Source organism: Roseomonas rosulenta (genome assembly GCF_016106005.1).
GTDB lineage: Bacteria > Pseudomonadota > Alphaproteobacteria > Acetobacterales > Acetobacteraceae > Neoroseomonas > Neoroseomonas rosulenta.
Map to the genome: position 1 here is coordinate 79,112 of NZ_JACADR010000001.1, position 22,016 is coordinate 101,127.

The window sequence follows — 22,016 nt, forward strand, 5'->3', positions numbered from 1 at the left end:
GCGGGCAGTGGCGCATCTATCCGGGGTCGGCCTCATGCCTCTGCTCCCGCCAGCACTTTGACCCGGCGCTTGGGATCCCGATGCTCCGCACAGCGGCGCCGATCGACGCGCACGGCGCCAGTGCGCCGCGGCGTCACCAGGTCGAACGGGGCTCCGCAATCCGCGCAGCGGCCGACCCAGAGTGAGAGCTGCACGTCTCGACCGGCGCGCGTGACATACGGCCGGATCCCAACGCACTCGAAGCGTTGATGCTGTACGAAGGCGACGCAGCCGATCTCCGGCTGCCCAGGCAGGCTGAGCGCGGTCTTCATGGATGTTCGTTCTCCTGTGCGTGAAGCCGCATGCCGGCGACGGCCTGCGGGTCGTGTTCGAGCCCCTTGCGCGCCTTGCGCTGCTTCGGGCTCTGGTAGTCGACGATCCGGAGGGTCTGGCTTTTCAGGTACCCAGCCAGGATCGTGCGGGCCTGCTCCTCGGTGCAGCCGACGACGCTGGTGATGAGGGTGCCCGCCCAGCGATCGCTGTCCTGCGGGCGCGCGGACCAGCGCTCACCATCGTCGCGGGGGGAGCCGAGCTGCTCGATCAGGTCGGCCGAGGCGCCGAGCGTGAGTTCCTTGAACACCGAGGCAGGGCGCCACCGCGCGACAGCCTGGACGTGATCGCCGTTCGGCAGCGTGATCGAGCGCAGTTGCAGCCAGGTGGCGTCGAGCGGGCGCGGCGCGAGGTTCAGCTTCGCGTTGTCGGCGCGGACGAAGAACCAGCGCTCGTCCTCGTCGATGCCGAAGCGCTCGGCCTCCTTCTCGTCCATGGCGCGCAGCGCGACCGCCGCGCGCGCCGCATCGACCAGCGCCGAGGCACCGCGGAAGGCGTCAGCGTCGCCGGCGATGCCGCCCTTGCGGAAGTGATGCACCAGCAGCACGGCGCAGCCGGCGGCGTCGGCCACGCGCGACCACAGCGTGGCGGCGAAGTCGACCTGGTCGTTGCGGTTCTCCTCGAGGCGATGCGACTTCACGAAGGGATCGACGACCAGCAGCCGCACCTGGCGGCGGGTGAGCTCGGCGATCAGCGCCTCCACCAGCGGCGTGGCGACGGTGCTGCCGTCCGGCAGACGGGTCGCGAGGATCAGCGGCTGCTCGCGGCCGCTGTTGAGGAACAGGCGCCCGGCCAGATCGCTCGCTGGGATCCGGTGCGCGATCAGGGCCGCCTGCACGCGACGGAGCAGTTCGTCGCGCGGGTCTTCCAGGTTGTAGATCCAGGCCCGGCCCGGGCTGTGCACGGGCTCCTCAACCAACGGGCGACCAAGCGCGACGGAGAGGGCGACGCCGATGGCGTAGGCGGTCTTGCCGGTGCCGCCCGGGGCGCCGAGGACGGAGACAAACCGGCGGATCAGGAAGTGGCCGTAGACCCATTCGCGCGGCGCCAGGCTGGCGAGTTCGGCGGGGTCGAAGGGCGTGGCGACGAGGCCCGCCGTGGTCGCGCCCTGCGCGCCGCTGGGCGGGGAGACCCCTCGCGCCGGGACGTCGCCCTCCCAATCCGCATGGGCGCCCTGTCCGCCCGCCTGCGGCGCCGAGGCGGGCATGTGCCCCGCGAGCAGGGACGGCTTGACCCAGAGCGGGTTGGCCAGCCTGGCGAGGCGATACAGCGAGGCAAAGCCGATGCGGTCCGGTGGGCTGCGGAACCAGTGCTGCCAACGTTCGGCACAGGCGGCGTCCTGGTGCTTCGAGGACTTCGCGGACCACGCCGCCCAGGCGGCGAGGCCGGCGGCGCTGCCGCCCGAGGCGCGCCAGACCGCCATGCCGATGCGCGACCATTCATCCCAGGGCAGGTCGGCGTTGGGGATCTGCGCGAGCGCGGCGGCGATGTCCTCGGCCGAGGCGGCGGCGTCCGGATGCGAGCGCGGTGCGGGCGGACCATCCGCGAGAACCGGCGCGGTCGGCTTGGCGAGCAGGAGCAGGTCCGCGGCGACATCGCAGATCGGCCGCAGCGCGTCGGGCGCTTCCCGCAGCAGCCGGCCCGAGACCGTGACGTAGCGCGGGCAACGGTGAAAGATCTCGACGCTGCCGCCCTCGGGCATGGCGATGCGCCGATGGATCGGGGCGCTGAGGCTTTCGTTCAGCCCGATGATGCGCAGGCCCCGCCCGGAGGGCGTGACCTCGGTGTAGCTGTCGGCCTCCTCCACCAGGCGCTGCGCCCAATCGGTCAGTGCGCCGGTGACGGGCTCGCGGCAGGCATCGAGATCGAGAAAGATGTGCGCCGCGTCGTCGCGCAGCACGTAGCCAGCGCCGTCCGCCTCGCCGGCGGCGACCGCGCCCATGGCAGCGGCGAAACTGTCCCAGGAGGCGGGCTCCTGGGTTGAGGCGTGGCGCCAGGGATCGCCGGCACGAAAGAGCGGCTTGTCCGGCTTGCGGCCGTCGGTCGGTTCGGTCCAGCGCCAGATCACCCAGTGCGGCCGGGCGGCGAGCGCGCGCAGCGCGTCCGGCAGCGGGCAGATCAGCCCGTCGCCATCGCGATGCACCTGGCTCGCCGTCCCGTCCATCAGCTCAGAACTCGGTGTCGTGCGTGGCCAGCGCCGGAGCCGCCGTCGGGGGCGGCGGCGCAACCGAGACCGGAGGCGGCACGTGCCGGGGCGGCGCGGTAGGCGCCGGGGCAGGCGGCATGGCCGGCGCGGACATGGTGGTGGGGGCGGGGCTCGTGTCCTGCGCCCCGGGCAGCGCGCCGATCGGCAGATCGGCCGGCCGCGCCACCCATTTCTCAATGCGGAACACCGGCGCGTAGTTGGTGCTGCTGCCCTGCGGCCCCTTGCTCATCACGGGCGTGGTGCCGGCGAAGGTCACCACCGGCACCAGCCCCTGGCCGCGCTCCGGCGCCGCCTCATAGGTGCTGTGCAGCGCGTCCATCGCCGCGATCACCACCTTGGCCGAGGAGGCGAACTCGCGCAGGCCGCCGAGCAGCTTCGGAGCGAACACCCGCACCCGGAAGCCCTGGCGGTGGTCCTTGCTCGGCTGCGACGGCAGCGCCGCACCAAAGGGCACCAACCGCAGATCCGGGGTGCCGCCGGTGTAGGACAGCCAGCCGATCTCGATCTGGGCGAGGTCCATCAGGAACTGCGGCGGCGGGCTGGTGATGTCGACCAGGGTGGTTTCCCACCGGCCATCGGCGGCCTGGGCGCGGTCGGCGCGGAACATGCGCCCGGCGCGCGCGTCGTAGCGGATGTGGGGGACGAAGTCGGCACCGCTGGTGCTGGTGTTCAGGCCGAGGGCCATGGGCCTCTCCTCTCGGTGGGGGGGTGACGCGCGCCAGGTGCGGCGGGCGCGCAGCGCCGGACGCGTCAGGCGATCAGCGACAGGACGAGCAGGGCGAGCGCCCACAGCGCGGCCCAGTGCAGCGTCGCCGCCAGCAACTCGAGCGGGATCAGGGACGGTCGCCAGCGCCGCCGCGGCGTGGAGCGGAGGTCAGTAGCCATAGACCTCCCTCCCCAGCGCGCGGGCCTCGGGGGCGGACCACCAGAAACTCTCGAAGTCGGGGCAGAGCAGCCCGGCGAGTTCCTGCGGATCGCGCGACAGGCGCAGGAAGCGTTCGAGGCGGAGCGCGACCTCGCGCAGCAGGGCGAGAGGCGCGGCCGGGTCCCGCAGGGCGTAGACCGCGACCTTCTTGGGCGTCGCGTAGCAGAAGCGCATCTCGCGGTTGCTGCCGGCGACATAGACCGCGCCCTGCCGCGCGTGGGCGGGGCTGATCTCGGAGGCCAGGCGCAGCTGCGTCTTGAGGTCGAGGACGATGCCGTGCGCGTCCCAGACGAAGTCCTGGTAGCCGATCAGCGGCACCGGCACGTCCGGCAGCGTGACCTCGACGCGATGCTGGCGCTGCCCCTCCGGCGGCGGGGTGGGCGGACCGTATTGGCGCAGCTCCACCAGCGCCGTGGCGACGATGCCGGGAATGGCCTCGCGCTCCTTGCCGCGGTTCGAATCGGCGGAGAGCGCGGCGAGGCGGTCGAACTCGGCGAGTGATGCCGTCTGGCAGTCCTCCATAGAGAGCGCGGGGTCGAACAGGCCGAGGCTGACGCCATGCTCCGCCGCGATGCCGCGATACGCGGCGCAACCCACCGGCGCCCGCCGATGCAGCAGCTTTTCCACCACCCACAGCGCCGGTTCGGCGGCGTAGAGGTTCAGGCTGGTGGCCGACAGATGATCGAGGCCGTGTTGTGCGAAGCCGTTCATGCGGCCTCCGCGATGGCGTCGTGCGGGCGCCCCTGTTCGGCGGCGGCGCGGGAACGCAGCCGTTCCGTGTTGACGTCGGGATCGTGCTGGATGCTGCCCGTGCCGCCCGCAGCTCCGGCGGCAAGGCTCAGGAGCTCGAGCCAGACGTGCATGGGGATGACGACGATCGGCGCCTGGCGGTCCTGCCACAGGAACAGCGCGTCATGGGAGCCGAGCCAGCGCAGCAGCGTCTTGAAGCCGCTGCCATTGGCGCGCGCCTTGACCTCGGCGGTCAGCGGCGGCTCGGCCGCGCCGCGGGCGTAGATGTCGATGTCGGCGCCGTTGCCGCGGTAGTGCGACGCGCCGGAGAGCGGGACGCGCTCGGCAGGGATGCCGCACTTCACGTGCAGTTCGACGATGGCGCGCTCGCGGCGCAGGCCTTTATCGCGGGACGGCTTGCCCATCACGCGGCCTCCGCGAGGGGGAGCGTCAGCCGCCGTGCGCGCCGTGCCGGCGATACGCGCCGCGCGATGGCGACATAGGCGTAGTCGTGCGTCCCGAGACGGTGCTGCACGAGGCGGAGGTAGCCGTCCTCGGCCAGGCGCAGGGCAAGGCGCGCTGTCTCGGTCAGCGCCCGGCAGTCGCGCGGCCGCAGCCGGCCCATCACGGGCCAGGCGTCGCGAGCGATGTGCCCCTGCCAATAGATGGCGCGATCGCCCGGCAGCGCATTGATCGCCCAGGCGATGAAGGGCGCCGCGCCGAGCGGGAGCACGGTGTCAGGCAGGGGCGCCGCAGCAGACGCTGCGGGATGCGCGAGGCGATCATGCATGGCGATACCTCCGGAGGGAGCCGAGTTCGGCGAGCAGGCGTTCATCGACGGGTCGGCCGCTGAAACGCGCCGCCTCGGCGACCGCGGCCCAGTAGCGCGCCGGGATCCCCCGCCGCCGCCAGGCGCGCACCGTGACCGCCTCGACATCGAGCAGGGCGGCGAGGTCGCTGGCGTTCGGCCAGAGGGCGATCACCTCGGCGAAGCTGCGCGGCGGCGAAGGCGGGGAGAGCGGCGGCGCCCGCCGCGTTGGCGCGGCCGGTCGCGGGCGGGGGGATGACCTAGCGGGCATGCCGGACAGATACGCTCCGTCGCGGTACGCAAACAAGACTGTTTGTATATGCAGAAACCTGCTACACAATCGCGAAGAGAGCGCTACATATTGCAGCGCCATGGAATCCACCGCAGACCGCCTCCGCCGCTTTCGCGAAGCCAAGGGCATTGATTCAGGGGCCGAATTGGCCCGCCTCGCCGGCGTGCCGGAGGCGACCTATCGCGCCTACGAAAGCGGGCGTCGGCCGCTCACGGCGCGTGCGGCGCGCGAGCTCGCCGTGCCCCTCGGCATCACTTGGCAGATGCTGCTGTTCGGCAAGGAAGCGGGCGACGCGGGCATCGCCATCAACACCCCGGAGGAAGCCGCCGCGGTGCTTGGCCAGCGGGTGCGACGCAAGGCGACGCCGCCGCGACCGCCCACCTCCTACACCGGCCCGGCCGCGGCCGAAGTGATCAGCATGGGCGGCGACAACTGGGCGCTGCTGCCGGTCTACGACGCCCGCGCCTCTGCTGGCCCTGGCCACGAGATCGATCGCGAGGCGGTCGTCTATCGCATCGCCTTCCGGGAGGAGTGGGTCCGCACGGTCACCACCGCGCCGCTCGACCAGCTGGCGGTGATCAGCGTCGACGGGGATTCGATGGAGCCGACGCTGCGCACCGGCGACACGGTTCTGGTCGACTTCCGGCAGAACCAGCCGGGGGACAAGGACGGGATCTACGTCATCCGCACCGGCAACGGCCTACAGGTGAAGCGGGTGCAGGTGGAATTGGGGCGGCCGCCGCGGCTCAGCGTGCTGTCGGACAACCCCGCCTATCAGCCGCAGCGCGGCCTGAGCGCTGAGGACGTCCATGTCATCGGGCGGGTGATCTGGCTCGGACGGCAGGTCGGCGCGTAGGTGGCTGCCGAGCCCGTGGACAACGACGCCGTCGCTATCGTTGACTTGGCACAAGTAGTCGCGCTGCCGCCCAGGGGATGCCGGACGATCGATGAGGGTTAGCCGACGGAGCCTTGTCGCCAGCCTGCCTGGCCTGCTCGCGGCGTGCGCGTCGTCCGAAGCACCGCAGCCGTTGCCGCGCCCGTCAGCGCCGCAGGCGGAGGCCGCCCCGCCGGTCTCCCCCGCACCGCCACCCGCTGCCGTGCCGGCGACCGAGCCGGACTACCGCCGGATCTACGCGGCGATCACCACCGATCGCTTTTGGATCCCCGCGGTCAACCTCCGGCGCATCGATCCGCGGTTCCTCCGTCGCGAGGTCACCTATCCGCGCGACGACGAGCCGGGGACCATCGTCGTCGATACGGCCGCCCGCTACGCCTACCTGGCCCTCGAGGGCCGCCGCGCCATGCGCTACGGCATTGCCGTTGGCCGCGACGAGGCCTTCAACCTCACCGGCGAAGCCTTTGTCGAGCGCAAGGCAGCCTGGCCGAACTGGCGCCCGACGCCCGACATGGTCCGGCGCGATCCGCAGCGCTATGGCCCGTTCCGCGACGGCGTGCCGGGCGGCGGCCGCAATCCGCTCGGCGCGCGGGCGCTCTACCTCTACCAGGACGGCGTCGACACCTATTACCGCCTGCACGGCACGGTGGAGCCCTGGACCATCGGCACCATGGCCTCGGCGGGCTGCGTGCGGCTGATCAACCAGGACATCATCGACCTGTACCAGCGCGTGCCGATCGGGGCGCGGGTGGTGATCCTGCCGCCAGATGTCTCGGTCGCCTGAACCGGACGGGCCTGCCAGCTGGCGAGCCGCGTAGCGCTACAAATCAGCACTCCCCGCGACGATCTCCGATTCGTATTGTCACGCCATGCAGCGTGACGACCGTCCCATCAACGCCCATCTCCCGCCCCACCTCCGCGAGGTCTGCGACCTCCTCGCCCGCGGGCTGCTGCGGCTGCGCAGCCGCGCTGCCGAGGAAGCCGCGCCTGCGGCCGACGGTGAGAGCGTGGTTCGCCTACACTCCGTCCCCGGCCAGCGCCTTCGTGCGAACCCCAGGAGAAAGGGAGACGCATGACCCGCGCGAAGCCGAACACCACCACGACCACGATCACCGGCATCCCGAAGCCGGACGTGCCGGCGCGCCTCGCCGCGTTGCCGGGCATGCCGATCGGCGAGCTGAAGGCCGAATGGCGCAGCCTCTTCGGGACCGAGCCGCCGCCTTACAACCGGCGCTTCCTGGAGAGCCGCCTCGCATACCGCATCCAGGAGCTCGCCTATGGCGGCCTGAAGCCTGAGACGCTGGCGCGGCTGGAGGCGTTGGGCGAGCAGTTTGACGGCCGGAATATCACCCTGCGCCGCATCCGCCACGAGCAGCGCCCGATCGCCGGCACGCGGCTGATCCGCGAGTACCAGGGCGTCGAGCACGTCGTCACCGTTACCCGCGACGGATACGAATACCAGGGCCGTCCCTACCAGTCGCTCTCCGCCATCGCCCGCGCCATCACCGGCACGCGCTGGAACGGATGGGTGTTCTTTGGCTTGCGGAAGCCCGGCGCATGACCCGCCGCGACACCGCCATGCCGGCGAAGATCCGCAAGCTCCGCTGCGCCGTCTACACGCGGAAGTCCACTGACGAGGGGCTGGAGAAGGAGTTCAACTCGCTCGACGCGCAGCGGGCCGCGTGCGAGGCCTTCATCACGTCGCAGCGCTCCGAGGGCTGGGTGCTGGTGCACGATCGCTACGATGATGGCGGCGTGTCGGGCGGCACCCTCGATCGCCCCGCATTGAAGCGATTGCTGGCCGACATCGAGGCCGGCCTGATCGACGTCATCGTCTGTTATAAAATTGATCGCCTGTCCCGCTCGCTGATGGACTTCGCCAAGCTGGTGCAGACCTTCGACGACAACGAGGTCACGTTTGTTGCTGTCACTCAGAGCTTTAATACCACCACCAGCATGGGCCGGCTCACGCTGAACATCCTGCTGAGCTTCGCGCAGTATGAAAGGGAGATCATCGGCGAGCGCGTCCGCGACAAGATCGCCGCCTCGCGCGCGCGGGGCATGTGGATGGGCGGGCCGGTGCCGCTCGGCTATCGGGTCGAGAACCGCAAGCTGGTGGTGGACGAGGCGGGCGCCGCGACGGTGCGCCGCGTGTTCGAGGGTTTCGCCGAGATCGGTTCCGCCACTCGGCTGCTGCCCGTCCTCCGCGCCGAGGGCCTCCTCACCAAGACCGGACGGCCCTTCGACAAGGGTGCCGTCTACAAGCTGCTGGTGAACCGCACCTTTCTCGGCGAGGCGGTGCATAAGGGGACATCCTATCCCGGCGAGCACGCCGCCATCATCCCACGGGAGCTGTGGGACCGGGTGCACGCGATCATGGTCGAGAGCCCGCGCGCCCGCGCGGCGAAGAACCGCGCCAGCGCCCCGGCGCTGCTGCGCGGCCTGCTGTTCGGGCCGGATGGGCGGGCCATGTCGCCCACCCACACGCGCAAGAAGGGGCGGCTCTACCGCTACTACGTTAGCCAGGCGGTGCTGCAGGGCGGGGCGAACGACGCGCCGCACCGCCGCCTGCCGGCCGGAGAGATCGAGGGTCTGGTGATGGCGCAGGTGCGCGCGCTGCTGCGCCAGCCCGAGATCGTCGTCGGCACCTGGCGGGCCGCGCGGGAGGAGGCGCCGGACCTGACCGAGGCGGAGGTCCGCGATGCGCTCGGGCGGCTGGAACCGCTCTGGGATGAGCTGTTTCCCGGCGAGCAGGAGCGGATCGTGCGGTTGCTGGTCGAGCGCGTGACGGTCACCGAAGCGGGCGCCGAGATTCGGCTGAACCTGGAGGGGCTCGCCGGGCTGGCGCGGGACATGGTGGCGAAGCAGGAGGCGATCGCAGCATGAGCAGCGTGACGGTGATGGTGCCGATGAGCATCCGGCGCCGCGGCGGGCGGAAGCAGATCATCGGGCCGGACGGGGCGCCGGTGCGGGCTGGCGGGGACTGCGCGGCGGGGGTAGCCGAGACGAGAGGCGACCCAGCGCTCGTGAAGGCACTGGCGCGGGCGTTCCGCTGGCGGCGGATGCTGGAGGAAGGGCGGTACGCGTCGATCCGCGAGCTCGCTGCAGCGGAGAATGCGGAGCGCACCTTCGTCGCACGCGTGGTCGCCCTCAGCCTCCTGGCACCGGACATCGTCGAAGCTGTACTACAGGGTCATGAGCCCGCCGGGCTGACGCTCGCTTCCTTTCGCCAAGGGTTGCCGACGGCCTGGGAGGCCCAGCGGGCCGCGCTGGCCGGGTTCAGCCATCGCCCACCTCGCCCTCGACAATCAGCGCATGGCGGATGACATGGCCGAAATGTCCGGGCACAGTCAGACCTAGACGAATCGCTCCGGCGTCCGCCGCGACGCGCCCGGCGTCCCGATCGAGCCCGCTTCATGAGCCACGCTTCCCTCTCCGCCCTCATATGGTCCGTCGCTGATCTGCTGCGAGGCGACTACAAGCCGTCCGAGTACGGCCGCGTCATCCTGCCCTTCACCGTGCTGCGCCGCCTCGATTGCGTGCTGGCGCCGACCAAGGCGCAGGTCCTCGCGAAGAAGGCAGAATGTGAGGCGCAGGGCCTCAACCCGGAGCCCTTCCTCGCGCGCATAACCGGCGTGCCCTTCGCGAACACCGCATCGCTCGACCTCGCGCGCCTGATGGGCGATCAGGATCACATCGGCCCGAATCTCACGGCCTACATCCAGGGCTTCTCCACCCCGGTCCGCGACATCTTCGAGCGGTTCCGCTTCGCCGAGCAGACCGACCGGCTACAGAAGGCAGGCCTCCTCTACCAGGTGACGGAGCGGTTCGCCGGCTTCGACCTCAACCCCACGGTCGTCAGCAACCATGACATGGGCCTTGCCTTCGAGGAGCTGATCCGGAAGTTCGCCGAGATCTCCAACGAGACCGCCGGTGAGCACTTCACGCCGCGCGATGTCATCAAGCTGATGGTGAACCTGCTGTTCATCGAAGACAGCGACATCCTCACCCCCGGCAACCCGGCGGTGCGCACCATCTACGACCCCACTGCCGGCACCGGCGGCATGCTTTCCGTCGCCGGCGAGCACCTACTGGCGCACAATCCTGCCTCCCGCCTGACCATGTTCGGCCAGGAGCTGAACGACGAAAGCTACGCCATCTGCAAGGCGGACATGCTCATCAAGGGCCAGGACGTCCGCAACATCGTCCCCGGCAATACGCTCTCGGAGGACGGGCACCCGACCCAGAAGTTCGACTACATGCTCTCGAACCCGCCCTTCGGCGTGGAGTGGAAGAAGGTCGAGAAGGAGATCCGACGCGAGCATGAGCAGATGGGCCATGCCGGCCGCTTCGGCCCTGGCCTGCCGCGCATCTCGGATGGCTCGCTGCTGTTCCTGCTGCATCTGCTCTCGAAGATGCGCCCGGCGAAGGATGGCGGCAGCCGCATCGGCATCGTCCTCAACGGTTCGCCGCTGTTCACCGGCGGCGCTGGATCGGGCGAGAGCGAGATCCGCCGTCACGTACTGGAGAACGACCTGGTGGAGGCGATCATCGCCCTGCCCACCGACATGTTCTTCAACACCGGCATCGCGACGTACGTTTGGATCCTCTCCAATAGGAAGCCCGAAGCGCGGCGCGGCCTGGTACAGCTGATCGACGGCTCGGCGCTCTGGCAGAAGATGCGCAAGAGTCTCGGCTCCAAGCGCAAGGAGATGGGCGAGGACGATATCGCCGCCGTCACCCGCCTGTTCGGCGATGCAGCGGAGGCCGATCTCGCCACCGTTACTGACCCTGCGGGCAAGATGACGCGCGTCGTTGTCCGCGCCGGCGAGGCGCCGACGCCGGCACCGGAGGGCGGCAAGGTGAAGATCGCTCCGCTCTCGCGCATCTTCCGCACGCAGGTTTTCGGCTATCGCAGCATCACCGTAGAACGGCCGCTGCGCGATGCGGCCGGCAAGGTCGTGCTCGGCCAGAAGGGTAAGGCCAAAGGCAAGATGCAGCCCGACCCGGCGCTGCGCGACACAGAGAACGTGCCTCTCGATCAGGACATCGCGGACTACATGGCGCGCGAGGTGCTGCCGCACGCCCCCGACGCCTGGGTGGACGACGAGAAGACGCGCGTCGGCTACGAGATCCCTTTCAACCGCTTCTTTTACGTCTTCGAGCCACCGCGGCCGCTGGCAGAGATCGATGCCGATCTGAAGCAGGTGACCGACCGCATCCGCGCCATGTTGGAGGGCCTCGCGGCGTGACCGCGGCCGTCCCCGACCACCCCAAGATCTACCACATCCTCCATGTCGATAAGCTTGCCCCGGTGCTGGCCGAGGGGCGGCTCTACAGCGACGCGGAAGTGCGCCGGCGGGCCCTGGGTGGCACGACCGTCGGTATGCAGAAGCTTAAGGAGGAGCGCCTTGCCCTACCGGTTACCTGCCATCCCGGCACTATGGTCGGGGACTATGTGCCGTTCTACTTTTGTGCTCGTTCGGTTATGCTCTACCTGCTACACCGAGGCAACCATGAGAACCTGGCCTATCGCGGCGGGCAGGATCCCATCGTCACGCTTGAGGCCGACCTTAGGACTGTTGTCACTAGGGCAGACGCCCGTGGCCGTCGTTGGGCCTTCTCACTCGGCAATGCTTCGGCCCGGTACCAGGAGTTTCGCGCCGACCTCGGCCAACTGCACGAGATCCGCTGGGATCATGTGGCGGCGCGCCAATGGAGTGCGTCGGACGTGAAGGAGGGCAAGCAGGCGGAGTTCCTGGTGCACAAGAGCTTCCCCTGGTCGCTCGTGCAACAGATCGGGGTGAACAGCGTCGCAACGCGGAACCAGGTGGTGCGCCTCCTTGACGGCGCCGCGCACAGGCCGCCTGTCCATGTGAAGAGGGACTGGTACTATTAGAGCCGCGGGGAGAACGAGGCGATGATCACCAGCAAGACGGGAGACCTGCTCGCCGAGCCGGCCGAGGCGCTGGTGAACACCGTCAACTGCGTCGGCATCATGGGCCGGGGCGTGGCTCTGCAGTTCCGCAACGCCTTCCCAGAGAACTACCGTGCCTACAAGGCAGCCTGCGACCGTGGCGAGGTCCAGCCTGGCCGGATGTTCGTCTTCGAACTCGGGCAGCTGACCCGGCCGCGCTGGATCATCAATTTCCCCACCAAGCGCCATTGGCGCGGCAAGAGCCGAATGGAGGACATCGAGGCCGGGCTCGTGGCCCTCGTGCAAGAGATCCGCACGCGGGGCATCCGCTCGATCGCCCTGCCACCGCTCGGATCGGGCCTTGGCGGCCTGGACTGGCGGCAGGTGAAGCCACGGATCATCGCGGCGCTCGGCCCGCTGGAAGATCTGGAGGTCACGGTGTTCGACCCGGCCGAGCCGCCGGCAGAAGCCCGCGGCATGGCGGTCCAGGACGTCCCGCGCATGACGCCGGGCCGGGCGGCGCTGGTGGGACTGATCCACCGCTATCTCGGTGGGCTGATGGACCCGTTCGTCACGCTGCTCGAGGTCCACAAGCTCATGTACTTCATGCAGGCGGCGGGCGAGCCGTTGCGCCTGCGCTATGCCAAGGCGCTGTACGGTCCCTATGCCGAAAATCTCGGCAAGGTGCTGGCGCAGGTCGAAGGGCACTTGGTAGCTGGCTACCGCGATGGCGGCGATGCGCCGGACAAGGAACTCAGTCTGGTGCCGGGCGCCGTCGAGGACGCGGTCGCCTTCCTGGACGCGGCGGCGGAGACGCGCGCGCGCTTCGACCGGGTGGCCCGGCTGGTCGAGGGCTTCGAGACCCCCTTCGGCCTGGAATTGCTCTCGACCGTGCATTGGGTGGCGCTGGATGCGCCGGGGGTATCGCCCGAGGAGATCGTGCGGCGCGTCCATGCGTGGAACGAGCGCAAGCGCCGCTTTTCACCCCGACAAATCACGCTCGCGCTGGAGACGCTGACGGCGCAGGGCTGGTTGGAGCGCCAAGCGGCGTGAGCTTTCCGGCGTATCCCTCTTTTCGGCCGAGCGCTTTCTTTGTGAGTGAACGGCTGCCAATGCACTGGCAGGAAGTACCCATCAAGCGCGCCTTCGATGTGACGTTGGGCAAGATGGTGGTCAACTTCACCGAAGCGGATGTTCGCACGACCCGCCCGTACCTGAGGTCCGCAAACGTCCAGGATGGATATCTCGCGTTAGATGACACCAAGGAGATGTGGTTCTCAGACGAGGAGGCCGCATCGCTTGATCTTCGCGCGGGTGATCTTGTCATTTGCGAGGGTGGCGACGTTGGTCGCTGCGCATTCCTCAACGTGGGTTTGCCTGGCTTCGGCTTTCAGAATTCCGTCAACCGCGCACGCGCTAAAGGCAAGAACTCGGCGCACTTCCTAGGCTTCTGGCTAAGGAAGCTGAAGAGCGACGGGTACATCGACATTCTATGTAACCGTTCCACGATTGCGCACTTCACGGCGGAGAAGGTTGCCGCCACGCCAATGTTTCTCCCGCCACCAGCCGAACAGTCCGCCATCGCGGTCTTCCTCGACCGCGAGTGCGGCAAGATTGACGCCCTGGTCGCCGAGCAGGAACGGCTAATCACGCTGCTAAAGGAGAAGCGGCAGGCCGTCACTTCGCACGCCATCACCAAGGGCCTCGACCCCAGCGCGCTGATGAAGGACTCAGGCGTGGAGTGGTTGGGGCAGGTGCCGGCGCATTGGCGGGTAGGACGCATCGGCCATTACGCCGTCGTTGAGAACGGTTCGACGCCCAGTCGCTACAACGCGTCGTTCTGGTCGTCGGATGCTACTGTCCCTTGGGTCAGTTCCGGAGAGGTAAATCAAGGGCTCGTCACAGAGCCCTCGGAGTTCATCACGTCAGATGCAATGGCGGCCGCCGGTTTGCATCTCATTCCAGCGGGCTCGGTGCTCGTTGGCCTGGTGGGCCAAGGACGCACCCGTGGCATGGCGGCTCTCTTGATGATCGATGCGGCAATTAACCAGAACGTGGCAGCCGTGATTCCTCGTGCTGAACTCGATGGTTCGTTTGCATATCTGGCTCTTGGGGCGGCCTACGAATTTCTGCGGGACTATGGCCGTGGCGGGAACCAAGCAGCATTAAACTGCGAAATTCTGTCGTCGTTCCGCATCCCAATACCTCCCCTGGATGAGCAAGCGCGGATTGTTCAGATCATCAGGGAGAAGACAGCGCAGCAGAGTGCGCTCATCGCCGAAGCGGAGAAGGCCATCGTCTTCCTTAAGGAACGCCGCGCCGCGCTGATCTCTGCCGCCGTCACTGGCAAGATCGACGTGCGCGGCTGCGTCGCGGCGGAGGAGGCCAAGGCCGCATGATGCCCCCTATCGGCCGTTCCCTCGAACTCTACTACATCGACGGCCGACCGGACGGCATGCTAACGGCCGAGCTGTTCAACTGGACTGGCCATGTCCTGATGGCCCCACGCACGCAGATCGCTGCTGCGCTACGTCGCCCTGAGGCGAGCTATGCCGGCATCTACCTGCTAATCGGCGAACTGGATGGCGAGCCTAGGGCCTATGTCGGGGAGGGCGAGGACATCAGCGCCCGCATCAGGGCGCACGACACTGCGAAGGATTGGTGGACCACCGCGGTGCTGATCACCACGGCAGGCAACAAGCTCAACAAGGCCCATGTCCGTTACCTGGAAGCGCGCCTGATCGCGGAGGCGCGCGCCATCGGCCGCGTTCCCCTCGACAATAGCACCAGCCCTCCGCGCCCCTCGCTGAGCGAGGCGGAAACGGCGAAGATGGAAGCGTTCCTGGAGAACCTCCTCATCGTCCTGCCCGCCGTGAGAGTGGACATGTTCATTCGGCGCACGCGGCCGGCCGTCGCGCTGTCTGGTCCGGTTAGTGGGCTCACCGCTCCGACACCCGTGCCCACATCGGCCCCATCGGCCCGCTTCGTTCTCGAATCTCGACGACATGGCATCAAAGCCACAGCGACGCTGACCGATGGCGAGTTCATCGTTGAGGCCAACTCTCGGGCCCGGCTGCGATGGGAGGGGCAGGCGAATCACAATTACGCACCGCTCCATGATGAACTGAGCCGGGCGGGAATCCTCGCCGCTGAGGGGGAGCACTGCCGGTTCACCGAGAACTATGCCTTTCGCAGCCCGAGCGCTGCTGCCGCGGTGGTCCTCGGACGCCAAGCAAACGGCCCGAATGAATGGCGAGACGAGGCAAGCGGCATGACCTACAGGGAATGGGAGGCCCACCAGTTAAGCACTGCTTCGACCATCGCGGGGTCCTGACGATGCCGATCTACGAAGCACGCCCCGAGGGCCTCCAGCCCCTCACCGCCACGAGCTTCGAGGCCGAAGGCTGGCGCGAGCGCGGCGACATCCAGCGCCTGCTGAAGGACCGCATCGCCAGTCTCGAGGACGGGCTGATGGTGCTGACCGACGAATTCAGCGGCTGGGCCGACAGCACGCGGCGCATCGACCTCCTCTGCCTCGACGACGAGGCGAACCTCGTGGTCGTCGAACTCAAGCGCAACGAGGATGGCGGCCATATGGAGCTGCAGGCGCTGCGCTACGCCGCCATGGTCTCCGCCATGACCTTCGACCTGGCGGTGGACACGCTGGCCCGCTACCGCAACCGCGCCGATCCCGATACCGACGAGGCGCGCGCGGACATTCTAGCATTCCTCGGCTGGTCCGAGCCGGACGAGGACAGCTTCGCCATCGAGACCCGCATCATCCTTGCCGCCGCCGACTTCGGGAAAGAACTCACCACTTCCGTCCTGTGGCTGCGCGACCGCGGCATCGACATCCGCTGCGTCCGGCTGAAGCCCTACCGCATGGAGGATGGGCGGCTGCTGCTCGATATCCAGCAGCTCATTCCCCTGCCGGAGGCCGAGGACTTCCAGACCAAGCTGGGCGAGAAGCGCCTTGCCGAGCGCAGGGGCCGTGCCGAGCGCCATGATCTGATGTTGCGCTTCTGGCAGTCGCTGCTGGCACGCCCCGCCGCGCAGGCGAGGCCGGATCTTCATGGGAGCCGCACGGCCAAGGATGCCGGCTATCTCCCCGGCCGGATCGGCCGCGCAGGCATAACGGTCAACTATGTTGCAGGCGAGACGACTGCCCGTGTCGAGTTCCTGTTCCAAAGGCGGGACGGCAAGGAATTGCTGCACCGGCTCATGCAGGAACGGGCCGCGATCGAGGAGGCTTTCGGCGGCCCGTTGGACTGGCGCGAGCGAGAGGAGGCGCGGCAATGTCGCGTCGCGTTCGAGGTCGCGGGCGGCTACCGCTCGCCCGAGGAGGAATGGCCGAACATCCAGGATAAGCTGATCGACGCGATGGCACGGCTCGACGCAGCGCTCCGGCAACGCGTCCTCCAACTTCTGCCGTGACCGCCATCCACAAGGAGATCGCCTTCGAGGACGGCATCTGCGGCCACCTCGCTGCGCATGGCTGGCTCTACGAGGCGGACGCGGCCGCCCGCCACGACCGGGCGCGCGCCTTGTTCCCTGAGGATCTCGTTGCCTGGGTTCAGACCACGCAGCCGGAAGCGTGGGTGGCGCTGGAAAGGGCCCACGGCGGCGCCGCCACCGCCGCGCTGGCCGACCGGCTGCGCTCTGCGCTCGACCGGCAAGGTACGCTCGATGTGCTGCGCCAGGGTCTCGACATGGTTGGGCTGCGCCGGCCGATCAGCTTGTGTCAGTTCCGTCCGGCGCTGGCGATGAACGAGGCGCTCGCCGCGCGCTACACCGCCAACCGGCTGCGCGTGCTGCGGCAGGTCCGTTACTCGCCGCACCACGAGAACTGCCTCGACCTGGTGTTGCTCCTCAACGGGATCCCGGTCGCGACCGCGGAGCTGAAGTCGGACTACACGCAGCGGGTCGAGGACGCGGTGGACCAGTACCGCCATGACCGCCCGCCGAGGGTACCGGGCAAGAATCTCCCGGAACCGATCCTGGCCTTCCCAGGCGGCGCGCTGGTGCATTTCGCGGTCAGCAACAGCGAGGTGCGGATGTGCACGCGCCTCGAGGGGCCCGACAGCCGCTTCCTGCCGTTCAATAAGGGCCATGACCTCGGCGCCGGCAACCCGCCGAACCCGAACGGCACGCCGACTGCCTATCTGTGGGAGGCGGTGTGGCAGCGCGACTCCTGGCTGGAGATACTCGGCCGCTACCTGGTGCCGATGAAGGATGAGAAGAAGCGCCTGGCCGGGTGGATTTTCCCGCGCTTCCATCAGCTCGATGCCACGCGGAAGCTGGTGGCGGAGGTGCTGCGGGAGGGGCCAGGCGGGCGCTACCTGATCCAGCACTCGGCCGGGTCGGGAAAGACCAACTCGATCGCCTGGACAGCGCATTTCCTGGCCGACCTGCACGACGCGGAAGGCCGGAAGCTGTTCGACACCGTCCTGGTCGTCTCCGATCGCACGGTGCTGGACAAGCAGCTACGCGAAGCCGTGGAGGGCTTCGAGCGCACGCAAGGCGTGGTGGCCACCATCACTGGCGACGGGGCGAGCAAGAGCGCGGAGCTGGCGCAGGCTCTGGCGGCGGGCAAGAAGATCGTCGTCTGCACCATCCAGACCTTCCCCTTCGCGCTTACCGAGGTGCGTCGACTCGCGGCGACGCAGGACAAGCGCTTCGCGGTCATCGCGGATGAGGCGCATTCCTCACAGACCGGCCAGGCCGCGGCGAAGCTCAAGGCAACGCTGACGGCGGAGGAGATCGCCGCGCTGGACGATGGCGGGGAGTTCGACGTCGAGGACGTGCTCGCGGCGGAGATGAAGAGCCGGGCGGCGCAGGATGCCGGCATAAGCTACGTCGCCTTCACCGCAACGCCGAAGGCGAAGACGCTGGAGCTGTTCGGCCGGCGGCCTGATCCGTCGCGCCCAGCGAGCAAGGACAACAAGCCCGCGGCCTTCCACGTCTACTCGATGCGCCAGGCGATCGAGGAAGGCTTCATCCTCGACGTTCTGCGCAACTACACCGCCTACCAGATGGCCTTCCGCCTCACGCATGCCGGCCAGCAGATGGACGAGATGGAGGTGGACGCCAACGAGGCGAAGAGGGGCATCATGGGCTGGGTGCGGCTGCACCCGCACAACATCGCCGCGCGCGTGCAGATCGTGGTCGAGCACTTCCGGCAGAACGTTGCCCACCTGCTCGGCGGCAAGGCGAAGGCGATGGTGGTGACGGCGAGCCGCAAGGAGGCGGTGCGCTGGATGAAGGCGATGGAGGCTTACATCCGGCAGCGCCGCTACCCGATCGGTGTGCTGGTAGCGTTCTCGGGCGAGGTGAACGATCCGGAGACGGGCCCCGATCCGTTCACCGAGGCCAACATGAATCCGGGTCTGCGCGGGCGGGACATCCGCGAGGCCTTCGCTACGGCGGAGTTCAGCCTGCTGCTGGTGGCCAACAAGTTCCAGACCGGCTTCGACCAACCCCTACTCAGCGCGATGTACGTAGATCGGCGCCTCGGCGGCATCCAGGCCGTACAGACGCTGTCGCGCCTGAACCGTGCGCACCCGGGGAAGGACACCACCTACATCGTCGACTTCGTGAACGAGCCGGCGGAGATCCTCGCGGCCTTCAAGCAGTACCACACCACCGCCGAGCTGGCGGATGTGAGCGACCCCAACGTGGTGCTGGACTTGCGCGGCAAGCTGGACGCGATGGGCCTCTACGACCGATTCGAGGTCGAGCGCGTGGCGAAGGTCGCGGTGAACCCGAAGGCGACGCAGGGGGATCTGGATGCCGCCATTGGCCCGGTCAGCAGCCGGCTGTTGACGCGGTACCGCCAGGCCCAGCAGGCCTACAAGGCAGGGGCGGATGGCACCAAGGCACGCGCCGCTGCGAAGGACGAGATGGACGTCCTGCTGCTCTTCAAGCGCGACCTCGGCAGCTATGTCCGGGTGTACGAATTCCTCGGTCAGATGTTCGACTACGGCAACACCGAGTTCGAGAAGCTCTACCTGTTCGGCAAGCTCCTGTTGCCGCTGCTCGACTACGGCCGTCAGCGCGAGGGGGTGGACCTCTCGGCGCTTCGGCTGACCCATCACAAGATGCGTGACCTTGGGCAGCAAAGGCTGAACCTCGGTGGCGGTGATCCCGCCGATGGTCTGAAGCCGCCGACGGACGTCGGATCGGGCCAGGTCCAGGATCGGCAAAAGCAGCGCCTGGCGGAGATCATCCGCGCGCTGAACGACCTGTTCGAGGGTGAATTGACGGACGGCGACCGCGTCGCCTTCGCGGAAAGCGTCCGGTCCAAGCTCATGGAAAGCTCAACGCTGCGCGCCCAGGCGTCGGCGAACACGCGGGAGCAGTTCGGCAACTCGCCGAACCTGCGCGAGGAACTGCTCAACGCCATCATCGCGACCATGGAAGCGCACGGCAGCATGAGCCGGCAGGCCCTGAATTCGGAGGCGACGCAGGCGGGGTTGCTCGCGGTGCTGCTTGGTCCAGGAGCGTTGTGGGAAGGGCTTCGGACGGGCGAGGAGCCGGGTGCTGGCCCGGCGGCAGGATAGGTTCGGTGACAGGCGCCCTGTGGTGGGCGTCCGATTCTCCAACTCGCAGCGCGAGGCGCCCAGACAAATCATTGAAAACGCAGGCGTCTCGGCTGGCGGCATAATCGCTCAGGTCGCCAGGTCCGGAGAACCTTCGCCCGTTGGAGAGAAATCCGGTGCGAGTTCGACGACTGCGCGGCGCCAGCCGACGCGCGCCAACTGCGCAAAACCTGCGCCAGTCCGCGAGTGCCGCGAGGGGCGAGACAGCTCAGACGGTGTTGAAGTGGCGTCCCCGGCGAGATTCGAACTCACGGCCCCAGGATTAGGAATTAGGTGGACAGGGAACGTTCAGAGCCTTGGGATACGATCATAAGCCCGCAAGAACCAGCGTTTTGCCGTTTAGGTATCCCTTGCTCATCTGTGGATAACCATCGTAAACCCTAGGCGTCGCGTATCCCCCCTGTATCCCCAGGCTAAGGCGCCCGCCATGGCTGACACCCCGGCCACCGTCCCCATCGCATTCACCGAGCGTCGCGTATCCCTGCTTGTCCCCCAGGGCGGCCGGACCGAATACCGCGACGCCGAGGTGCCCGGATTGCGGATGCGCGTCGCGGGCACGGCAGAGGATCCGGTTCGCACCTGGTCCTACGCCAAGCGGATCGGCGCCAAGTTCACGCGCACCAGCATCGGCCGGTGGCCAGCTGTAAGCGTCGCGGCGGCACGCAATCGTGCTCGCGAACTGGCCGGCATGGTGGCTGGCGGGAAGAACCCCGCCGAGGAACGACGGGCCGAGCGTGCCAGCACCATCACGCTCCGTGAGGCCTTCAACGGCTACATGAAAGCGCGGGGCTCGCGCTTGAAGCCGCTGACAGTCTGCACCTACGAGTCGGACGTGAAGAGCGTCTTTTCCGGCCAGCTCGACAAGCCACTGGCGACCATCACGCTCGACGTGGCGAAGCGCATCTATGACGACCGTGCCGCCACGTCCCCCGCGCGAGCCAATGGCGGCTTCGCTGTGTTGCGCGCTGTCTGGCGCTACGTGCGCCTGAACCATCCGAACCTGCCCGAGCCGCCCACCACGGCATTCGGAGCTGCGCGGGTCTGGAAGCGCCTGCAACGGCGCGACCGGATGATCCCACGTCCGATGTTGCCGAGATGGCTTGTCGCGGTCAGCGAGCAGCCGGGTGGGGCGCGCGACTACCTGATGCTGCTCGTGTTCACCGGCATGCGGCGCGATGAGGGCCTCACTCTGCGGTGGGAGAACGTGGACCTCGACGCGGCGACGATCCGCTTGCCGGACAACAAGGCGGGACGGCCCATCACCCTGCCGGTTGCCGCCATAGTGCGGGACATGCTCGCCCTGCGTCGCGAAGTCGTGTCGGCGAGTAGCCCCTGGGTTTTTCCGTCGGCCGACCCCAACAAGAAGCACATGCTTGCCCCGCGCAAGGCAATGGCGCGTGTTGCTAAGCAAAGTGGCGTGGAAGTCTCGCCCCACGATCTGCGTCGGACCTTTGCGAGCATTGCCGAGGTGACGGGCGGCGGCGGCTACACCCTGAAGCGGCTGCTCAACCACGCCCATGGCGGCGATGTGACAGCCGGCTATGTCGTCCTCGACCCAGAAGCCCTGCGCCCGGCGGTCGAGCGGATTGCCGACTTTATCGTGGCGGCGCTGGCTGAGGGGAAGCCGCAGCCGCAGCCGGCACAGGAGGCCGCGTGATGTTGGAGGAGGAGGTGGAGATTCCCGACTGGCCCGCGCCGACCCGCGTATACGAGTCCCCCCATCTTGGTTTGGTCCAGTGCTACGACTACGCGGAGATCATGCGGCGCGGGACGGGAGCCGATGCCAGCGCGAACCAGCCCAGCCGCCCGCCGACCAAGCTGGAGAAGCGCGAAGCCGCCCTGCGTGACGTGCTGCTCGCAGCCGGAGTGCTGGAGGAGGATTGGCAGCGCCTCGGCGCTCTCGGAATTTCGCGCAAGGCGCTCTGGCGTGAGCTGCGCGATTCTGCACCGGAGTTGTTCGCGGACCTGACCGAGGACGGCTTCCGAGTCCACTTCCTGCGGCGCCAGAAGCTCGTGCGCATCGACCGCCGGGCTCGGCGGTAGCGCGGAGACAGCAGCGGCAAGCCCGCGCGACCAGCGCATGCGCCTAGCCGCTCCATCGTTCCGGTCAGGCCTCAACGCCCGGGAGCGCCGTGGACGGGTCTCGGGCGGCGGCCGGTGTCGTTGGACCGGGCGGGCGTGGAAAGCCCGTCCCTGGCGCTCCCCGGCGCAGGACGGACCCGGCCGCGGGACCGGGGGTGTCGGGGGCATGGAGCCGGCGCGGTAACCGGCGTTCTC

At 68.5% G+C, this 22,016-nt stretch carries 22 protein-coding genes; 14 read left to right on the top strand and 8 right to left on the bottom strand.

From position 1 onward, the window contains the following. Positions 1-32 precede the first annotated feature (32 nt). The 8 genes from HW578_RS00390 to HW578_RS00420 all read right to left on the bottom strand — a co-directional run bounded on the left by HW578_RS00390 (position 33) and on the right by HW578_RS00420 (position 5,212). Positions 33-311: a hypothetical protein gene (locus HW578_RS00390; RefSeq protein WP_198368505.1), complete on the bottom strand. Its 279-nt coding sequence runs from the start codon at positions 309-311 to the stop codon at positions 33-35. Then, positions 308-2,533: an AAA family ATPase gene (locus tag HW578_RS00395; protein ID WP_198368506.1), complete on the bottom strand. Its 2,226-nt coding sequence runs from the start codon at positions 2,531-2,533 to the stop codon at positions 308-310. The genes HW578_RS00390 and HW578_RS00395 overlap by 4 nt, the downstream gene beginning before the upstream one ends. 4 nt (positions 2,534-2,537) lie before the next feature. Beyond that, on the bottom strand, positions 2,538-3,260 hold the full coding sequence (locus HW578_RS00400) for a hypothetical protein (RefSeq protein WP_198368507.1): 723 nt from the start codon (positions 3,258-3,260) through the stop codon (positions 2,538-2,540). A gap of 65 nt (positions 3,261-3,325) precedes the next feature. Then, complete coding sequence (locus HW578_RS28150; RefSeq protein ID WP_255528906.1) at positions 3,326-3,460, bottom strand: hypothetical protein; 135 nt, start codon at positions 3,458-3,460, stop codon at positions 3,326-3,328. Next, positions 3,450-4,211, bottom strand: a complete 762-nt coding sequence (locus HW578_RS00405) for a hypothetical protein (protein ID WP_198368508.1) — start codon at positions 4,209-4,211, stop codon at positions 3,450-3,452. Before HW578_RS00405 ends, HW578_RS28150 begins: the two co-directional genes overlap by 11 nt. Then, positions 4,208-4,654, bottom strand: coding sequence for a hypothetical protein (locus HW578_RS00410; protein ID WP_198368509.1), 447 nt, complete (start codon positions 4,652-4,654; stop codon positions 4,208-4,210). Before HW578_RS00410 ends, HW578_RS00405 begins: the two co-directional genes overlap by 4 nt. Further along, positions 4,654-5,019: a hypothetical protein gene (locus HW578_RS00415; protein ID WP_198368510.1), complete on the bottom strand. Its 366-nt coding sequence runs from the start codon at positions 5,017-5,019 to the stop codon at positions 4,654-4,656. Before HW578_RS00415 ends, HW578_RS00410 begins: the two co-directional genes overlap by 1 nt. Continuing rightward, a complete protein-coding gene (locus HW578_RS00420) occupies positions 5,012-5,212 on the bottom strand; it encodes a hypothetical protein (RefSeq protein ID WP_198368511.1) in 201 nt (66 codons plus the stop codon). The genes HW578_RS00415 and HW578_RS00420 overlap by 8 nt, the downstream gene beginning before the upstream one ends. 94 nt (positions 5,213-5,306) lie before the next feature. Here HW578_RS00420 and HW578_RS00425 point away from each other — a divergent pair, with 94 nt between their 5' ends. The 14 genes from HW578_RS00425 to HW578_RS00490 all read left to right on the top strand — a co-directional run bounded on the left by HW578_RS00425 (position 5,307) and on the right by HW578_RS00490 (position 21,782). Further along, positions 5,307-6,185 (top strand): XRE family transcriptional regulator, encoded by an 879-nt coding sequence (locus HW578_RS00425; protein ID WP_198368512.1) that lies wholly within the window; start codon positions 5,307-5,309, stop codon positions 6,183-6,185. 172 nt (positions 6,186-6,357) lie between these two features. Continuing rightward, positions 6,358-7,008 carry a L,D-transpeptidase gene (locus tag HW578_RS00430; protein WP_198368513.1) on the top strand — a complete coding sequence of 217 codons (651 nt, stop codon included), beginning with the start codon at positions 6,358-6,360 and terminating at the stop codon, positions 7,006-7,008. A gap of 288 nt (positions 7,009-7,296) precedes the next feature. Further along, positions 7,297-7,785, top strand: a complete 489-nt coding sequence (locus HW578_RS00435; protein WP_198368514.1) for a DUF2924 domain-containing protein — start codon at positions 7,297-7,299, stop codon at positions 7,783-7,785. Next, entirely contained in the window at positions 7,782-9,110 is a 1,329-nt protein-coding gene (locus tag HW578_RS00440; protein WP_198368515.1) for a recombinase family protein, read from the top strand. The genes HW578_RS00435 and HW578_RS00440 overlap by 4 nt, the downstream gene beginning before the upstream one ends. Further along, entirely contained in the window at positions 9,107-9,550 is a 444-nt protein-coding gene (locus tag HW578_RS00445; protein ID WP_198368516.1) for a hypothetical protein, read from the top strand. The genes HW578_RS00440 and HW578_RS00445 overlap by 4 nt, the downstream gene beginning before the upstream one ends. Before the next feature lie 90 nt (positions 9,551-9,640). Next, positions 9,641-11,476, top strand: a complete 1,836-nt coding sequence (locus HW578_RS00450) for a type I restriction-modification system subunit M (RefSeq protein WP_198368517.1) — start codon at positions 9,641-9,643, stop codon at positions 11,474-11,476. Then, positions 11,473-12,123 carry a type II toxin-antitoxin system toxin DNA ADP-ribosyl transferase DarT gene (gene darT, locus HW578_RS00455; protein ID WP_198368518.1) on the top strand — a complete coding sequence of 217 codons (651 nt, stop codon included), beginning with the start codon at positions 11,473-11,475 and terminating at the stop codon, positions 12,121-12,123. Before HW578_RS00450 ends, darT begins: the two co-directional genes overlap by 4 nt. 21 nt (positions 12,124-12,144) lie before the next feature. Then, positions 12,145-13,194 carry a type II toxin-antitoxin system antitoxin DNA ADP-ribosyl glycohydrolase DarG gene (gene darG, locus HW578_RS00460; protein ID WP_198368519.1) on the top strand — a complete coding sequence of 350 codons (1,050 nt, stop codon included), beginning with the start codon at positions 12,145-12,147 and terminating at the stop codon, positions 13,192-13,194. Further along, entirely contained in the window at positions 13,191-14,540 is a 1,350-nt protein-coding gene (locus HW578_RS00465; protein ID WP_198368520.1) for a restriction endonuclease subunit S, read from the top strand. Before darG ends, HW578_RS00465 begins: the two co-directional genes overlap by 4 nt. After that, a complete protein-coding gene (locus tag HW578_RS00470) occupies positions 14,537-15,475 on the top strand; it encodes a GIY-YIG nuclease family protein (protein ID WP_198368521.1) in 939 nt (312 codons plus the stop codon). The genes HW578_RS00465 and HW578_RS00470 overlap by 4 nt, the downstream gene beginning before the upstream one ends. Before the next feature lie 2 nt (positions 15,476-15,477). Further along, on the top strand, positions 15,478-16,575 hold the full coding sequence (locus HW578_RS00475) for a DUF4268 domain-containing protein (protein WP_198368522.1): 1,098 nt from the start codon (positions 15,478-15,480) through the stop codon (positions 16,573-16,575). After that, positions 16,572-19,700 carry a type I restriction endonuclease subunit R gene (locus HW578_RS00480; RefSeq protein WP_198368523.1) on the top strand — a complete coding sequence of 1,043 codons (3,129 nt, stop codon included), beginning with the start codon at positions 16,572-16,574 and terminating at the stop codon, positions 19,698-19,700. The genes HW578_RS00475 and HW578_RS00480 overlap by 4 nt, the downstream gene beginning before the upstream one ends. A gap of 466 nt (positions 19,701-20,166) precedes the next feature. Continuing rightward, positions 20,167-21,396 carry a tyrosine-type recombinase/integrase gene (locus HW578_RS00485; protein WP_198368524.1) on the top strand — a complete coding sequence of 410 codons (1,230 nt, stop codon included), beginning with the start codon at positions 20,167-20,169 and terminating at the stop codon, positions 21,394-21,396. Continuing rightward, positions 21,396-21,782, top strand: coding sequence for a hypothetical protein (locus HW578_RS00490; protein ID WP_198368525.1), 387 nt, complete (start codon positions 21,396-21,398; stop codon positions 21,780-21,782). The genes HW578_RS00485 and HW578_RS00490 overlap by 1 nt, the downstream gene beginning before the upstream one ends. Positions 21,783-22,016 lie beyond the last annotated feature (234 nt).

What these genes read in the sequence shown, in the direction of transcription:
- HW578_RS00445 (WP_198368516.1), top strand. Translation starts at nt 9,107, where the DNA reads ATGAGCAGCGTGACGGTGATGGTGCCGATGAGCATCCGGCGCCGCGGC.
- HW578_RS00440 (WP_198368515.1), top strand. Translation starts at nt 7,782, where the DNA reads ATGACCCGCCGCGACACCGCCATGCCGGCGAAGATCCGCAAGCTCCGC.
- HW578_RS00475 (WP_198368522.1), top strand. Translation starts at nt 15,478, where the DNA reads ATGCCGATCTACGAAGCACGCCCCGAGGGCCTCCAGCCCCTCACCGCC.
- HW578_RS00400 (WP_198368507.1), bottom strand. Translation starts at nt 3,260, where the DNA reads ATGGCCCTCGGCCTGAACACCAGCACCAGCGGTGCCGACTTCGTCCCC.
- HW578_RS00405 (WP_198368508.1), bottom strand. Translation starts at nt 4,211, where the DNA reads ATGAACGGCTTCGCACAACACGGCCTCGATCATCTGTCGGCCACCAGC.
- HW578_RS00395 (WP_198368506.1), bottom strand. Translation starts at nt 2,533, where the DNA reads ATGGACGGGACGGCGAGCCAGGTGCATCGCGATGGCGACGGGCTGATC.
- HW578_RS00410 (WP_198368509.1), bottom strand. Translation starts at nt 4,654, where the DNA reads ATGGGCAAGCCGTCCCGCGATAAAGGCCTGCGCCGCGAGCGCGCCATC.
- HW578_RS00470 (WP_198368521.1), top strand. Translation starts at nt 14,537, where the DNA reads ATGATGCCCCCTATCGGCCGTTCCCTCGAACTCTACTACATCGACGGC.
- HW578_RS00390 (WP_198368505.1), bottom strand. Translation starts at nt 311, where the DNA reads ATGAAGACCGCGCTCAGCCTGCCTGGGCAGCCGGAGATCGGCTGCGTC.
- HW578_RS00415 (WP_198368510.1), bottom strand. Translation starts at nt 5,019, where the DNA reads ATGCATGATCGCCTCGCGCATCCCGCAGCGTCTGCTGCGGCGCCCCTG.
- HW578_RS28150 (WP_255528906.1), bottom strand. Translation starts at nt 3,460, where the DNA reads ATGGCTACTGACCTCCGCTCCACGCCGCGGCGGCGCTGGCGACCGTCC.
- HW578_RS00450 (WP_198368517.1), top strand. Translation starts at nt 9,641, where the DNA reads ATGAGCCACGCTTCCCTCTCCGCCCTCATATGGTCCGTCGCTGATCTG.
- darG (WP_198368519.1), top strand. Translation starts at nt 12,145, where the DNA reads ATGATCACCAGCAAGACGGGAGACCTGCTCGCCGAGCCGGCCGAGGCG.
- HW578_RS00490 (WP_198368525.1), top strand. Translation starts at nt 21,396, where the DNA reads ATGTTGGAGGAGGAGGTGGAGATTCCCGACTGGCCCGCGCCGACCCGC.
- HW578_RS00485 (WP_198368524.1), top strand. Translation starts at nt 20,167, where the DNA reads ATGGCTGACACCCCGGCCACCGTCCCCATCGCATTCACCGAGCGTCGC.
- HW578_RS00425 (WP_198368512.1), top strand. Translation starts at nt 5,307, where the DNA reads ATGCCGGACAGATACGCTCCGTCGCGGTACGCAAACAAGACTGTTTGT.
- HW578_RS00435 (WP_198368514.1), top strand. Translation starts at nt 7,297, where the DNA reads ATGACCCGCGCGAAGCCGAACACCACCACGACCACGATCACCGGCATC.